Source organism: Alkalilacustris brevis (assembly GCF_003350345.1).
Classification (GTDB): domain Bacteria; phylum Pseudomonadota; class Alphaproteobacteria; order Rhodobacterales; family Rhodobacteraceae; genus Alkalilacustris; species Alkalilacustris brevis.
Genome location: NZ_QNVJ01000064.1, coordinates 334,734 through 352,286, shown reverse-complemented (window position 1 = coordinate 352,286; position 17,553 = coordinate 334,734). Strand labels below are relative to the sequence as shown.

1 protein-coding gene (cut by a window edge) is annotated in these 17,553 nt (G+C 65.7%); it reads left to right on the top strand.

Features of this window, described 5'->3' with window-relative positions; genetic code table 11:
• Positions 1-54: 54 nt before the first annotated feature.
• On the top strand, positions 55-17,553 hold the start of the coding sequence (locus tag DQ229_RS10990; RefSeq protein WP_162300835.1) for a DUF4347 domain-containing protein. Its footprint extends 24,231 nt past the window's final position; only the first 17,499 of its 41,730 coding nucleotides appear in the window; its start codon is at positions 55-57; its stop codon lies beyond the right edge, outside the window.

Below are 17,553 nucleotides of genomic sequence, written 5' to 3'. Positions count from 1 at the left end.
CATAGAGGTAACGCCATGAACAAATTCGTCAAAAGCCCGATTTCCCGGCGCAGAATGGCGGTCGAACCTCTGGAAGACAGAATTCTTCTGTCGGTTGATCTGATCCCCTATGCCCCCGACTTGCGCGACGAAAGCCCCGAGGCCTATGTCCGGGTGCTCGATCGTGAGGAAACCACGGGCGAAACGGTCATCTCCAACGATGCCGAGCCGGAAAGCCTGCAAGCGCAGGAGCTTGTGCTGGTGGACAGCCGCGCAGGCGACATGGCCGCGCTGGTCGAGGCATTGCGCGCCGCGGGTTTCGACGAGACCGGGCCGCAACGCTATGTCGAAGTCACCAGCGAACAGGACGTGCTCGACGCGCTGACGGGCGCAAGCGACCTTGATGCGGTGCACTGGCTGGCGCATGGCCATGCCGCCGGCTTCCAGGTGGGCGAGCGGATCATTGGCGAGGATGTCGCGGCCGACGATCCGGTGGTCCAGGCGTTGGCGCAGGCGCTCAAGCCCAGTGGCGACCTGATGCTCTATGCCTGCGATCTGGGGCAGGGGTTGCTGCCCGAGCGGCTGGCCACGCTGACCGGCGCGGATGTGGCGGCCTCGATCGATGCCACCGGTTCCTACGACATGGGCGGCGATTGGATCCTTGAGACAAGCGTTGGCGAGATCGAGACGCAGAGCCTCTATTTCGGCACCGTGCCGGGCATCCTGCTGAGCTATGGCAACGTTTTCGAAAAGCTGGCCGACGAGCCGGTGGAAGCTGCCGAAGCTGACCTCGATCTGCACGGGGTGTTTGCCGAAGGCGGGGTGTTTGATGGGCTGGCACTGCTGCCCGACAACGGCGCCGCCGACCCGCTGCATGGCGCGACGCTGGAGGACGTGACCAAGGCGCTTGAGAAAGTCTCGCGCGAATCCGGCGCGGCGGCTTATGCGGCGCGGGTGGATGAGCTTTTCGACTCTGCCGGCCTGCCCGCCACGCTGAACGAGACCCAGCAAAACAGCCTGACCGATGCCTATGTGCGCGGCTCCGAGACGATCGACAGGGCCGCGCTGGCCGGGGCGCTCGAAGTTGTGCTCGACAAGCTGAGTGGTGAAACGGATATTCAGTTTGAGGCCCGCGCCGACCTGATCGCGGCGCGTGCGCTGGCGATGCTCAATCGGATCGACGTTTCCATCGATCACGACACGGGCGAAATTGTCCGCCTTGTCACCTATAACGGCCTGTGGGGCGGGTTCGACGCGGGGCTCCTGCCCGGTGCGGGTGGCTGGGACGACCTTGGCCTTGCCGTGTTCGGCGATCTCGTGCCCGACGCGCGCGGGCAGATCACCTTCGCCACGCAAACTTCGCTCAATAACGGGGCGGTTTCTGCCCATACCACCGACCTGCGCTTCGATTTCGGCGCAGCGATCACCCGCGAGGCGGCGCTGACCACCGCGCCGGTCAACGCGGAAGAATACCTCACCGTTGATCTGGAAGCTGACGGCAAGGGGCTTGCCGCGGGGGAATATGAACTCACCTGGGGTGGCGTGACCGTTGCAGCCACGGTCGCTGCGGGCGACCGCAGCGAAGCCGACCCGTTCCTGCTGTCCGATCTCGTGCGCCGCATGAGCGCCGACTCGGCTTATGCCGACGCGCCGTTCGAGATGCGCGCGGTCAACGGCGCGCTGGTGCTGACGGCCAAGCTGGCGGGCCCGATGGGTGGGGAAGCGTCGCTGACGCGCGACAGCACTGAGGTTTCCACGCGCGATGGCACCAAATCCGTCGCAGGTGTGTTCGCAAGGCAAAGCCTGACCCTGCCGCCGCTGGATGGCGTTTCCTGGGTGGTGGATCTGGGTCAGACCCAGGTGCAGACCGGCCCCATCACGGGCGCCGATGCCGAAGCGCGGGCTGAAGCCTTGCGCGATGCGTTGCACGATCAGGCCTCGGCGCTGGGCCTCACGCTCAGCCGTGATGGCGCGGTGCTGCTCATCGAATATCTCGGCACGCTTGCGCCCCTGGTCGTGCGTCTCAGCCCGGCGCCCGCGGCGCTGGTGACCGACGCCTTCCCGGTCGATGCAACGCCCGATTATTCGCGGGTGCAGCTCAACCTCTCGCTTCAGGGCGACGGGGCCGATCATGGCCATTACGCCTGGGCGCTTCGCCTGCCGCTGGAGTTCGGCGACAGCCGGTTGGCGGAGGCGTTTTCGGGCGATTACGTGCTGGCAGGCAGCGGCGAGGCGGCGGTGCCCGTCTATGCGCAATCCGTGCAGCAGCTTCTGGGGCGCGACGATCCTTTCGCGCAGCTTCAGGCTGACACCGGGATCGACATGCAGTGGCTGCAACGGGTGCAGGACCGGCTGCAAGGCGCGCATCCGGTCGGGCCTGACGGCATGGCGCTCATGGGTCTTCTGGCGCTGGAGCGTGACCTTCTGTCTGCCGGTATCGGTGGCCAGGACAAGACCCCCTACCTGCGCGGCACCAATCCCGACAACATGCCCGAAAACCAGCTTTCGGTGCTGCGGCAGGGCGAGGTGGACGAGAACGCGCCGAACCGCGATCTGCTCACGCTGGCCGACCTGGCCGGGCTGGGCCGCGCCGATGGTGCCCTGCCGCAGCTTGTGCGCGGTGTCAGCGATGCTGTCGCTGCGGGTTGGACCGCGCTGGACCCGCAAGACCGCGGCGCCACGGCGCTGGCGCAAATCGCGCAGTCTGTCAATGCCGCGCTGCTGGGGGTTGAGGCCTTTGAGAGCGCCGCCGCGCTGGACATGGACACGGCAGGTTCGGATGCGCTGATTTCGCTCGGCTACGGGGTTGCTGGCGTGCAGATCTCGCCCGCCTCGGAACAGGTGAGCAACGCGCGGACTGTCGATCTCAGCGGGGTGACCTTCGCGGCCTCGCAAAGCTATCGATTCAGCGTTGGGGCGACATCGGTTCTTGTCGATGCAGGGGCTAACCCGACGCCGGAGGCAGTCGCCCAGTCGCTTGCCGATCATTTTGACGATCTGCCCGAGTTCTCGGCCTCGGCTGCGGATGGCGTGCTTACAATCAGCGCGGGTGCGGGCGATCTGGCAATCAGCCTCGTTCAAGACGGCGCCTCCGGCAGCCTTTCGGTGCAGATCGACGGCGCGCTGATCGACACGGTGCTGGGCCAGCGGGCGATCTGGGGCGAGATTCCGCTGTTTTTCGAAATTGGCGAGCGTCTGGCCGATGCCGAGGTGGGCGCGAGCCTGCGCATGGGGTTCACCGCCGGGGCGGGGGCCGCTGTCAACTATGAAGATTTCCGCATCGGGGTGGATATCATTTCGGTCGACAACTCGTTGGCCGATCTGAAAAGCGGCCTGCCGGGTGGGCCGCGCGTTGACCTGGATACGCTGCGCCTTGGCGTGGCGCAGGATGCGATCCTGAGCAACGGCGAGTGGGATTTCGCCGATACGCAGGCGCGGCTCTCGCTCGACCTGGTGTTCTCCGACCCGCGCGGCAATGACGACCTGCGCGCGCTGTCGGTGTTGAACGACACCTATGTGATCGAGCTGCGCGACGGAGAGGGCGGCATCCCCCATGCGCTCAAGTCGCTGCGCACGGTCAACACCGGCTGGGCGGGCTTCCTCGATAGCGACGCGGTGCGCCAGGCGCTTTACGAGTTGGAGTTGCGGTCGCTCGACCAGCGCTTCGGCGAGGGTTTCCTCAATGCGCTGAGCGCGATGTCGCAGCTTAACGTGTTCATCCCGCCGCTGGGTGGCGGGCTTGTTGATTTCATCAAGGGACAGGCGGGCGCCGACCTCGAAGACTGGCTGGTAAATGCGCTGGCGGCCTCGCTCGACGGGCTGGAAGCCGAGGCGCTGGACGGCATCGCCGCCGCGCTTTCGGGTATCGATTTCTACGAAGTGGAAGCGGTTGGCAACGGGGCAGCGCCTGACCATGTGCAGGTCGATTTCGTGCTGGAAGACCAGTTCCTGCCACCCATGCTGATGGACCTGTCGCGCATCGCGGCATTTTCGGTTCTGGGCGGGGCGCTGAGCCTGCGGCCCGTGGTCTCAGTGCGCATGTCGGCGCAGATCCGCCATGTCGTCGGCGCTGACGGCAAGTTGCGCTTCGACATTGACTTCGTCGAACCCGATGACAGCCGCATTTTCGAGTTCCGCCTGCTGGCCGATGGCAACACCGTCACCGGCAGCACGCAGGGCACCGGAACCGGCGAACTGAGCGCGATCACCGGGTTGAGCGCCGAAGACCTGCTTGACCGCGAGTTCGGTGCAGGGCTTTCGGGCACGGGATTCCGCATTGACCTGGGCGGGCTTGGGCAGCTGGATGTCGATGACTTCTTCTTCGGCCTGATCCTCGGGATCGACGCCGAGGCGAATGACAGCGGCGTCTATACCGGCGGCGGATCGCCGCTGTTCGTGCCCAAGAATACCGACAAGGACGGCGCGATCTACCAGCTTCGCCTGCCGGTCGAATATGACGGGATGGACTACCCGATCAGCTTCGTGAAGGAAGGCTATAACGATATCGGGCTGGACGGGCCGCGCGCGCTTCTCGTCAACGATGCCGAATGGGAACTGCGCACCCTGCTCGAGCAGGCGGATGAGCGCTTTCTCTCGCGCTGGATGGAGGCCGCTGGCGGCGGTGTGTCGCCTTTCGTTTCGCTTCTGCTGCGCAGCGTCGAGTCGGCCGATGGCATCAGCGGGTTCATGACCGCGCCGATTCCGCTGCTCAACAACCTGTCCTTCTTCGACCTGCTCAATGACGCCGACGCGAGCGTGCTGTTCGAGAACATCCCCGACGCGGTGGCGGCCCATCTCGCCGCGCTGGAGGCGTTGACCGATCCGGCGACGCCGATCCATGCCGACGAATACGGCGATCTCATCACCTTCGTGCAGGACCTTGCCGGACGGCTTGACGCCATGGTCGGGGTCAAGCTGGTGAATGGCGATGCCGCGACACTGGAGAACCGCGACGACGCGGAAAAGGGGCTTTACGACCCGAACGATCCTGCGGCAGTTTATGAGTCCTCAAGCGAGATCGGCACCCTGCCGGCCGGGCTCTCGCCCGATGAGCAGCTTCTGAACGAGCTGCGCTATCGCATCACCATCGAAGACCTCGTCACCCTGAACAAGACAGCCGATGTCTTCGACCTTCCCGGTCTTTTCCAGCTTGGCAACACCGACATCCACCTGGTGGGCGACAATATCCGCATCCCCGGCTACGAGTTCGGGCTTGAGCTTGACCTGGGGCTGGAGATCGATTTCGGCCTGCGCCGCATCGGCGGCCAGTTCGAGGCGTTCATCGAGCTGTCGCGCGTCGATGGCGGGCTGAAGCTGACCTCCACCACCGATGCCGGCACGCGCGATTTCGTGCAGTTCCAGGGCGCGCAGGCTGTTGTCGTGGGCGAGGATGTGTTCAGCAACCCGACCGCGACCCAGCGGCTGATTTTTGCGCCGCGCTTCGTGTTTGCCCCGGTCGAGGGCGCAAAAGACCTCTCGGGTGGTGTGCAGGCGCAGATGCAGGGGCAGGCCGTGTTCGAGGTGGGCCTTACCTCAACCGGCGGTGGTGCGGCGGGGCAGTTGCGCATCGACTTCCTCGGCGGGCCGAACGCCAGCGTGCTTGAGGCCATTGCCGCCTTCACCGACGGCACGGTCGAGGGCGCGGCGATCACCGCCTATCTGGCTGAGCGGCTTCTGTCAGAGTTGCCTACCAGCGTGAACAACATCACCGTCAATGGCCATATGGCCGACGGGATGGAGCGGCTGGCCGAGGCACTGACCGGCGATGGCGGGCTGTTTGCTGACCTGTTCGGGGTGGAGGTGCCGTTCTCCGGCGGGCTGAGCCTCGCAGATATTCTGCTGTCCGATAATGCCAGCCTGCGCGAGGCGCTGGGTTTCGATGCGGTGATCGACCGCATGGGCGGCGAGGGGGCGTCCGGACTCAACGGTCAGACGCTTGTCTTCATCGCGCGCGAATTGAGCGACGCGCTGCTGACTGCCGTGGGCACGCCGGGCGATGTCAACGCGATGGACCCGCTCGATCTGCCGATCCGGTTCGAATATGACGTCAAGACCGCGCGGATGGTGATGATCTACGCGCCGACGATCAAGTTCGGCTATCAGGCGCGCGCCTCCATCGGGGTGGAGCAGCTTGCCGCCATGCTGGGCCTGGCGCCGGGCACGCCCGATTACAATGCGCTGGTCAATGAAGACGGGTTGTTGCGCGCCGATGCCGACCTGTTCGTGCAGCCGCATTTCCGCATCGGGCTCGGCAAGGATGGCAACGTGCTGCTGGGCGGCGGGCAGAACGGGCGGATCGACTTCACCGTTGCCTCCAGCACCGAGAAGTTCGACCTCGCCGAATTGACTGCCGAAGAAAAGCAGATCCAGCTGGGCCGCGACTCCGAACACTCCACCATCGAGCTTGACCTCGATGGCGATGGTACGCCTGATACCTTCCTCGACCTGAGCAGCGCAACGCTCGGCCAGTTCGGGCAGGCGGCGCAGTTCTCGGTGGTGAGCGGGATTTCGGATGCCTGGCTGTCGATCGACACCGCGCAGGCGCAGGCGCAGCTTGCCGCCGTCGAGCGCACGCTGAATGACCTGCGCGAGGCCCGCGCCGCGACACAGGCGGCGGCGGATGCGCTTTTCGACACCGCCGCCGCCTTGACCGCGGCAGAGAGTGCGGCAGTGGATGCGCAGGCGCGTTTTGATCGTTCTCTTGAAGACCCGAATGATGAATCCACCGGCAACCCGGTGCTGAAATCGCGGCTCGACCAGGCGAATGCTCTGGTGGCAAGCCTTCAGGCAGAATTTGCTGCCCGGCAGGCCACGTTGGGGAATGCGCGCGTTGCGATGGATTTGCTACGCGATCTGTTGATTGCGCGGCTGGCCGATGCCGAGGACATGGCCGCCAATGCCTTTGCCGAAACCGGGCTGGCCGGGTATCTGACCCAGCGCAAGGCCGCCGCCGATCAGGTTCTGGCGCAGGTCGCGCAGATGAGCGCGCTGGCCGGTATTCTGGTGGGGGCTGGCAACGCGGGCGATGTGCTGGCGCTTGCCGACACGCAGGATGCCGAGGCCGCGGCTCTGCGGCTGGCCGGCGATCTGGCCGCGCTGGAACATAACTGGAACGAGGCGCAGGCGCGCGCGGCTGTGGCGATTGCCCGTGCGGCGCTGCCGTCCTCCGACCCGTTGGGGCAGACCGCCGCGATTCTGGCCGATCTGGAAGCGGCGCGCGATCTGGCCGGGCAGGTGGCCGCGGCGGCCAACACGCTGAAGGACGCCGCCGGGGCGCTTCTGGCGCTGGCCGATGCGTTGCCCGCAGGGGATCTTCGCGACAGCCTGCTTGCGCGCGCCGGCGCCGTGGAAGACCGCGCCGAGGCCATTGCGGATGCCGCGCAATCCGCCCGCACCGCGATGGTGCAGACCCATGCCGCGCTGACCGCGCAGGATGGGCAGATGCGCGACGCGCTGGAAGATCTGGCGCTGGCCGAGGCGGCGGTGGCCCAGTTCGAGGCAGCGCTTTTCTCGATCGCCGATGCCTACCGCGCCGCGTTGCAGACGATCCGGGGCGGGGCATTGCAGGCGGGGCTGGACCAGCTTGCCAAGGCCGAGAACCGCATGGCCGCACTGAGCAACGACCTGGTGCTTGCGGCGGGGCTGGCCAATGGCAGCAAGGGGCTGCTTGAGGCGCTTGAAGCCGAGTTGAAAGACGCTGACGCCACGGCCAGCCTTGCCGATGTCATCACCCGGGCCGAACTGGCGGCGCAGCAGGCCGGCGATTTGAACACGCGGGTTGGCGAACTCGTCGATCTGTTGGCGGATGTGCGCGCGATCGCGGTCGATCTTGACGGAGGCGGCAGCAAGCCGCTGGGCGATCTGACCGCCGCCGAGATCGAGGAACTGACAGGCGCTGCCATCGCGGCGGTGGGTGCGGCGCTTGGCCAGCCCCTGTCCGATGTGCGCGATGCCATCGATGACTGGGCAGGGGCGCTGATCGTCGGGATCGGGGCGCTGCCCGAGATGGTCAGCCCGGAGTTGGACCTCAAAGGGCTCAACCTTGACCTCGAAGCCAATGCGACGGCGAATGACGGCAATGGCGGCTCTGATGTGGATGTCGGGTTGAAGGTCAGTCTCGACCTGCCCGAGACGGTGGGCACCTCGGACGAATTCAACCAGAACACGCAGTTCAACGCAACCCCGCCATCGTTCAATGAAGTGCGTTTCGCCAGCATCTACGAGGCGCTGGAAAGCTTCCGCGTCAGCGATCTGGCTTCGACGCTCAATGCCGCGCTCGATGCGCTGCTTGACGGGGCCAGCAGCGCCACGGGGATTGCGGTGCTTGAACAGCCCTTGCCGCTGATCGGCAAGAGCCTGTCGGAAATCATCGGGCTGGACACGGCGCTTGATGCGTTGCGCACGGCACTTGCCACCGCGCCGGAAACCGGCATCGCCCAGCTTGAGGGCATCCTGCGCGAGGCGCTGGGCGAGGACAGCCCGGTGGTCGTGCGCATCGAGGCCCCCGCCGGCCCTAGCCTGGATGAGCGTAACACCCTGGGCGTGATTGTCGAGATCGCGCAGCCGGATGACATGCCGCTCGAAGGGCTGACGCTCGCGGCGTTCGCCGAATTCCTCGGCATACCGATCCCCGAGAGCGCGCCGACGGCTGACCTCGAGATGGTGTTCACCGGCGGCGTGCAGACGATGCATGGCACGATCACGTTGACCGCCGCGCAGATCGAAATCCTGACGGCCGATCGCGGCCTGGTCGAAGGCTCGCCGCTTCGCGTGCTCGGCGCCGATGGCGAGGTGCTGGCCAATGGCGTGGTGCGCGTCATCAACGGCGATACGGTGCATGTGGAATGGGACGCGGGCTTCGACCCCGAAGATGCCGAAAAGCTGGTGTTCGACTATCTCACACCGGAGCGCGCGCGCGCGACCGCCAGCCTGATCGTGGCGGAGGCGACCGGCGGCAACGACAATGTCGTGGCCTGGGCGTCGTTCGCCAATGGCACGGCTTCGGCCCCGCTTCTCGGGCAGATGCGCTTTGACATCGACCTGCGCACCGTGGTGGTGGAGGCCGCCGACATCACCGAGGCTGCGGTCAATGCCGCCATCGGGGATGGGTTCACGGCGACTGACGGCCAAGGGAATGTGATCGCGCGCGGCACGGTCACCTCGGGCAAGGATGGCCAGGTCGGGCTACTTGTCAGTAGCGGCCAGATCGGCGAGGGCGTGAAGCTCAGCTTCGGAACCGCAACTAATATTGATGTGCAGGCTGTCGCCACCTTGCCGCTGGTGTTCATCGACGAGTTCGCCACCCGTGTCGATGCGCAGATCGACCTGAAACTGGCGCAGGACGGCACGCTTCTCAACTTCTCGGTGCCGATCATCGGCGCGAAGGACGTGCGCGTCACGCTCGGGGCGGGCGACACCCCGGTGACGCTGGGCACCGCGCGGATCGAGGCGCGCTTTGACGACCAGCAGCCCGATTACGCGCAGATCGCGCCGCAGTTCAATGCAACCGCGATGCGCCCGCGCACCGACATATCCTTTGCCGCCGATGCCGAACTCGACGCCCAGGCGCGGGTAATCTTTTCCGATGGCGCCACGCCGCTGACGGTTTCGCTGGGCAGCGCGTCACTTGCGGCGGGGCTGCAGGTGGGCACCTTTACCGCGCCGACGCTCGAATTCGCCTCGGGCAACCTGATAGAACGCATCCTGGATGCCGCCGGCATTTCGGCGCTTGAGGCGGGCTGGGGCGACCTCAGCCGCATCACCGCCGCGCTGGAGATGCTGGGCGAGCAGCTTCTGGGCGATCTCGACCGCGACGGCGGCCTGTACGACATGGTCATTCCGGGCCTTGGTAAATCCATTGAGGAGATGACGGGCCTCAAGGCGGGGCTGCGCGCGGCGCTTGATCTCATGCGCGACGCCCCCGGCCAGGCGCTGGAATTCGCCGCCGGGCTGATCCATGACGCCATGACCTCGAACAGCGATCCGGCGCGGTTTGCACCGGAAGAACTGGTGGTCAGCATCGCGGCGGGTGCGCCGGTAAACGGCGGGCTTGCCGACAGCATCGTGCTGGATATTGCCGGGCAGCGGCTGATCGAGGGCAGTATCGATCTGGGCATCGACCTGGGCGCGCTGAAACTGGCCGATGCGCAGGCACTGATCGACCAGCTTGGCCTGTTCGACCCCGGCCTGATCCAGGTGGCGGCAATTCACGGCACCAAGATCCGCTATGCGCTGAAGCTCGATCTCGATCTCAAGGTTGAGGTCTCCTGGGATAACGGGCCGCAATTCAGCTATGTGGTCGAGGATGTCCAGAACGGCGGCTACAAGCCCCTGACCAGCGGCCAGACCATCACGCCGATTTCGGTGCAGGCGCTGGCCGCGCTCGACCCGACCGACATTTCGCTGGCCATCGACGCGGGCAGCCTGGGCCGCTTCGGCCTTGTGGCGCGCGACGCGGCGGTCAGCTTCGGCCGTTCCGACAACATCAGCCTGACCTCTGCACCGTTGGCCGATCAGCTTGCCCGCTCGGGCGCGCGGATCGCGTTGACAGTCGATCAGGCGGGCAATGTCGGAACGCTGGTCGAGGGCGGTTTCCGCGCCGACATGGCGCTGCACCGGACTTTCGGCGAGGAATTGCAGCCGATCGAGGCCTACGCCAATGCCGCGCTGACCGGCACGCTGTCGGCCGACGCGCTGAAAACGCCTGAGATCGACATCGGCTTTATCAACGTGCCCGAGGATCTGGACCTGCGCGCGTTGCTGATGCCGATCCTCGACGATTTCACGGGCTTCACGCTTGAGGATCTGCGCGGCATGGCCGAGGAGGCCATTGCCTGGATTCGTGGCAACCCCGATGCCAGCGAAGGCTTCCTTGCCGAAAAGCTGCCCTTCATCGACCAGTCGATCAACGAGTTGCTGCCGGTGCAGGCGGTGTTCGATGCGATCAATCAGGTATTCGATACCATCGATGCCGGCCAGGCCACGATCACCGATGCGCTGCTGATCCTTGAGCGTGACGTGAACGCGGCGCTGGCCTCGGTCACGGGCTGGAACCAGCCGCCGGTGTTCAGCCTCAATTTCTCGACCCTGCCGGGCAACCCGTGGAACGGCGGCATCCCGCTGCGGGGGATCGAGATGCGGCTTGATTTCGACGATGCCGTGCTGGCGCGCGGTGCGATCGACATCGATATCGCCGACATGATCGGCGCGGGCGGCACCGGGCTGAGCGCCGAAATCGGCGCCACCGCGCAGGCCAGTGTCGGGGTTTCGGGGCTGCTGGTATTCGGCGGCGCGCTCTCGGTCGATGCCTCGCTCAACTCGCTCGGTTCGCTTGCGGGCAACCCGGGCCTGCTGGCGCCGCAGCTTTACGTCTCCACCGACAGCAACCTGGCAGTCAATTTCGGCATCGGCGCCGATGACATCGCCATGCGCGTTGGCCTTTCAAGCGATCTTGCGGCGTCAATCAGCGGCGGGGTGCTGGAACTGCGTGGCAGCGATGGCTCCAGCCCGGCCTCGCTCCGCTTCGGGCTGGCGCATCCCGACTATGCGGCGCCGGGGCAGTATTACCTGATCGGCACCGATGCGCCCAGCCTGGCGGCGGGCGGCGTGGAGAGCGTGTCGCAGATCGGTGCGGATAGCGGTGTCTACATCACAGGGCTGGCGCTGACCAATGACCTGATCCTTGGCGGTGCAACGCGCGTGGTCAACACCACGCTGTCGCAATCGGCGCTACATGACAGCAGCGTCGATGCCATCGCCGCGGGGCAGACGCGTTATGGCGTGGTGCTGGTCAGCGAAAACGAGCTTTGGCTTGACGAACGCCATACGGACGCCGACGCCACCAAAACGACCATCGGCGAGGGCGATCTCTTCCGCCCGGTGGTGCCGGGCACAGCGATGGATATCGCCAGCTTCGCGCGCGAGGGCAGCCAGATCCGCCTTGATCTACCGGCCGGGCAAACTGCCGGCTGGTTTGATGATTTCTCGGATGTGCTGCTTTCCTTCGATTACAACGGCCAGCGCCTGTCCTTCGCCGTTCCGCTCGTCCCGCCCACCGACGCGCAGGCCGATCATGTGTATGTCGCGGTGCCTTCGGGCTTTCTGGATGGCACATGGAGCAACCTGACGCTTGAAGCCATCGGCAACGCCGAGACCGAGGTGCGCGATGTCCAGCGCGGTGAAGTCGGCCCGGAAATGGGCTTTGTCTATGACATCACCCTTGCGGACACGACAGAAGCCAACAATTTCCTCGCCGAACTCGGCACGATCGCCGAGGCGGTGAATGGCGATCTGGCGAATCTGTCCTTCGGGGCCTCCGGCCTTGTGGGACGGATCATCGAACTGGATACCGCCAGCCGCACGGTGACGGTGATCCTGGATGCACCGCATGATGCGATCCAGACCGCCTTGCACGGTGGCGATGCCGCTTTCATTCAGGATCTGCTGGACAACACGCGGATCAGCGCGGGTTTTGCGCCGGTCTTTACGCTCGATGACCTCGGCCCGGTGCTGGATGCCGAGGTATTCGCCGATATTGTCCTCAAGGCCGATTTCGGCGGGCTTGAGATTGGCGCAATTCAGGGCGCGGCGCCGATTGCCGGTTTTGCGGATCTCAACCCGGTTGCTCTGTTCGATGCCCTGCGCGCCGAGGGCGGGAGCGGGATTTTTGGCGATCCCAGTGATCTGGCGGCTGAGATTCAGGGCCGGGTCGACGCCATTACCGACGCCATCACCAACCTTGATCAGCTAACCCCGCAGCAGATCATCGAATACCTCACGCTGGGCCTTGAGGCGATCATCGAGGGCGATGGCGCGGCGGCCAGCCTGCTGGAACTCAACCTGCCGATCGTGGACAAGTCGCTCGAAGACCTCACAGGGATCAAGGCGGTGCTGGCCGATGTGCTGGACGTGATCCGCCCCGAAGCCGGGCAGACACCGACGCTGGACGCATGGCTGGCCGACATTGCCGGCAAGGCCGGCGTGCCCGACGACCTGCTGACGCTGACCTACCGCGAGGGAGAGACCAGCAACGAGTGGGAACTCGACGTTTCGCTGAATTTCGAGGCGATCCTGCGCGAGGCGCTGCAAATCCAGCTTTCGCTGGATGATCTGGGCGATATCGGCCCGGTGGCGGCCACCGCCTTTGAAGGCTCGGTCAGTCTGGACATGGCGCTTGAGGGGCTGGCCAACCTCCGCATCGACCTGGTGCTTGCCGGGCAGGGGATCTACCCGCGCGAGTTGCGCCTGCTGGAAAGCTCGGGGCTGGATCTGGCCTTTGGCCTGCGGGTCGAGCAGGGCACAGGCGGCAACACACTGACCCTTTCCAGTGGCGCCATGGATGTGCTGGGCGCCTTTGGCGATGCTTCGAGCTTCGCGCCGGAACTGGCGCTCAACGGCGCGGTGATGTGGCTGTCTTCCGACCCGGCCGCGCAGCAGCAGACCATCCGCCTCGGCGTCAAAACCGACGGCGGTGTCTATGGCGCGGATGATTTCACCGTGGGCGGACTGGTCAGCAACGGCACCGGCCCCGATGCCGCGTTCGGCATCGTGCAGGCCTGGGATCACGAGAGCGGCACGCTGACCCTGCTGGCGCCCAGCCGGGTTTTTGCCGCAGATGACAGCCTGCACCGGGTTGCCACGAATGGCGTGGTCGCTTCGGCCTCTTTCGCAACGATTGCCGAGGCCAGCGGCGCCGCCGTCGGCGCGGTGCGGGCCGAGCTTGAGACCGGCGCGGAAGTCTTCCTGCGCAACGGCGATATTCTGGTCGCGCTTGGCGAGGGGACCGACTGGGAAGGGCGGGTCACCTCGGTAGGCCAGCTTGCCAACGGCACGACCAAGACCATTCTCAACGCTTCGGTCGAGACCGGTGGCCTGGGGCTTGAGGGGCGCGAACTTGATCGTGTGGTCGATTTTGGCAACGGTCAGCAGGTATTGCTGGGCGATCTCGCCGCGGCTGCCGATGCTACGCTGCCCGCGCTCACCATCAGCGAGGTCGGGGCGCCCATAGAGGGCACGACAGGCGATATCCGCTATCGCGTGGCCTTCGATGGCGACTCGTCGCTGAGCGATCTTGACGGACTTTACCTGCTCGACAGCATGAACCGCTGGTTCGAGGTGGTGCGGGTCAATGGCGATTCCGTCTGGCTGACCGCCATCGGGCATGAGGGCCGGCCGCAGGTGGGTTCAGACCTGCGCGCGCCGGTTCTGGCGCTGGGCGGCACCATCAACAGCACCACGGTCGAGGTTGGCCCCGGCCAGACCCGCGAGCGGGTCGATGTGGAAACCCCGGCGCATCTGGGCGTCTGGCTCAACCAGCTTCGCCACCTGACTGACGGCACCAACTGGTATGAGGTGACGGGCTTCAACCCGGCGCAGGGCACGGTTGACCTTAAGCTGGTGATGGGCAGTGATGCTGTGCCGCAGGGCGATCTGCGCGCGGCGGGGCTGGGCGATGTGCTTGCGCCTTCGGGCGGTCTGTCGGATGTGCAGGGCCTGCCCGGCCAGGCCGGCGTCTCGGTCGGGCTGACGGGGGGCGACAGCCGCACCGACAGCCTTGGCCGCGATTACATCCGCCTGGGTCTGAGTGGTGACGGCTCGGGCATCTTCGGCGCCGTCACTGTGGACGCCTACAGCTTTGGCGAAGGGATCACCGCCGGTGATCTGGCCGGGGCCAGCCATCTGGTGCAGCAGGTCGAGGACGGCACGCTGATCCGTGCCCGCATTCTGGGCCTCGAGGATGGCAAGGTGCTGCTCGATGCCGCGGCGCGGGGTTTCACGCCCAGTGCCACGGGGGTTTCCTATTTCACCGAAAGCGCTGGCACCCGCGTCGATGCCACCATTGCCGAGGCCGACCGGAGCGTCGTGCTGACGCTGAACGATGAAATCGGAAATCTGCTGACCGAGGCCACGGCCGGCTTTGCGCTGGTTGCCACGAACGATGCCGACGCCACCGGTGTCACCGTCGGCCTGGGCGGCGCCGAGGAGACCGACACGACGATCACCCTTTCAGTGGAAGACTGGAATGCGTTGGCCTCAATTCTGGCCGGGGCGGGCGGCACGCTGGAGCTGATAGGAACCGACGACGCGGACTCGGAATCCATCTACGCCGCCGGCTCCGCCAGTTTCACACTGGCCGTGCACGTCACGGGGCAGACCGGGTTTGACGAGGTCGATTTCGCCCGGCTCGGGGCGCAGGTGCTCGACGAAACGCAGCTTGACGTGCTCAAGGCGGGCGATGCCATCGTGTTCGATCGTGCGGAAAATGATGTCTCTGCCGTCGATACCGGCGATCTCGACCTGGTCGGGCGGGTTCTGACGCCGCGCAGCTTCAGCACCCCCAGTGCCCCGGTTCATCTGTCGGGCGAAAGGTATCAGATCCTGACGCTGGGCGCTGCCGCCGGCTTCATCGAAGGGGCGCAGGTCAAGGCCAGCGAAAACGGCGCAAGCGGTGTCGTCACCTTTGTGAACGCCGTCAGCAATCAGCTGGTGGTCAAGCTTGATGACGGATCGGCCCGTTTCGTGGGCGGCACCCGCAATGGCTCGAATGATGCTGTGGATACGCTGATCGAGCCACGCGCGCCCGTCACCCTTTCGACCGAGGCGCGCGGCAGCTTCGGGGCCTTCCTGCCTGTCACGCTGAGCCTTGGCCGCAATTCGGCGGTGGGTGTCATCACGCTTGAGACAGAGTTGCGCAACGGCACGCTGACCACGCCGCAAATCGCGGTGCCCGGGGGCTTGAGCGATTTCCTGATCGACGAATACCGCAAGATCACGGGTGATCTGGCCAGCCTGGCCGAAGGGCTGACCTATGCAGACGTGATGCGCGGCATTCTGGCGGCGCTCGATGTGATCCTGGGCGATGGCGACTCGGGCGGGTTGATCGACGCGCGGATTCCGCTGATCGACAAATCGCTCGATGACTTGACCGGCATTGGCGCGCTTCGTGACGAGTTGTTCCGCCTGCGCAATGCGGGCGGCGATGCGCTCGACCAGATCGAAACGACGCTGACCAACGCTTTGCAATCGGTTCTGCCGTCGCTCAACGGTGCGCCAAACGTCTCGGTGGTGCTGGAGCCCTACGGCACCGATGGCATGATGCGCGTGTCCATCGCCGTGCTCGATTACGGGTTCAGCAACGAATTCCGCGTCGATGTGGACGACAAGGATCTGTCCGAGGCGCTTCTGGGCGGCTTCGGGCTTGATCCGCTGAAGTTTGAGGCGGGGGCGACCGCGCGGATCGATGCGCGCGCTGACCTGGTCTTTGATCTCATGTTCGGCATCGACGTCAATGTGCCGGTGGGCCAGCGCCCGCCGCCGCAACTGATGATCAGCGATCAGACCGGGCTATCGGTGGCCATCGACACGCTTGAGCTGATCCCCGAAGGCTCGGTGGGCATTGACCTCGACTTCGCCTCGGGCAGCGTGTCGATCAACGAGGCGGCAAGGCTGTCGCTCGATGCGGGCACGATGACGCTGACCGGGCTGGATGCGGCGAATAACGACGACTACCAGGGCCTCGTCGGCAAGACGCTCAAGCAGGGCAGCGCCTATTTGAAGGTGCTCGCCTTCCTGCCCGGTGATATGGATGAGAACACCACCGGCGAGATGAAGCTCAAGCGCCTTTCCGGCACGCCGGAGCTTGATGGCGCGGCTGTCACCGGCTCCGACCTCACCGGGCCGTCTGTCGGCACTTCGGCGCAACTGCCCGACAGCGGCAACGGCAGCCTGCGGGTCTATTTCGCCGACCCGCCCGAGGGGCTGACCGACGGGCTGGACGAGTGGAACGGCGCCGTTGCCTTCGACGCCGATGTGATGGCGGTGCAACTGTCCAACGGCCGCGTGGCCGAGCTTCAGGGCCTTTCCTTCATCGATGGCAATGACACCGAAATCGTGGCTGTCGCCTTCAACCCGTCCACGGGGCTTGCCACCTTCAAGCTGGCACGCGCGTTGACCGAGGGCGAACACCCCGCGCGGGGGCACAAGATTGTCCTGGGCGAGGGGCTTGAGGCGGTCGTCACCGGCGAATTCGACGCCGATGCCGCCGATCTTGTCACCGTGGCCTGGACAGGCGATGTGCAGCCGGTGGCGCAGCTTTTCGCTTTCGATCTGGAGTTGCCGTTTGGCAAGGGCGACACGTTCACCGATGCGGTCAGCAGCGATACGTTCACACTCAATGGCCTTGCGCTTTCGTCGGACGGCACGGCGCTGCGGCTGACGCTCGCCTCGGATGCGGACACCGCCTCGGCGAGGCTTGCGGCGCTCACCGCGCTGCGCGCGGGTTCGATTCTGACCGTGGGGGACGAAAGCTTCCGGGTGCTTTCCTCCGACCCGCAGGCGGGTGTGGTCGAAGTGGTCTGGATGGCGGCGGGCGAGCCGGAATTGATCGTCGCGCGAGACGGTGGCGGCAAGCCCGCCGAGACGGCTTTCGGCACCGGCGGCGACGCGATCAACCAGACCCCGACAAGCGTATCGGTCACGCCCGACCGGATTCTCTATCAGTTCGAAACCGAGGCCGACATCGATGCGGTCAAGGCCGCCTTTGATGCCGCTTCCGGCACGTTCGAGATCAACGGCGTC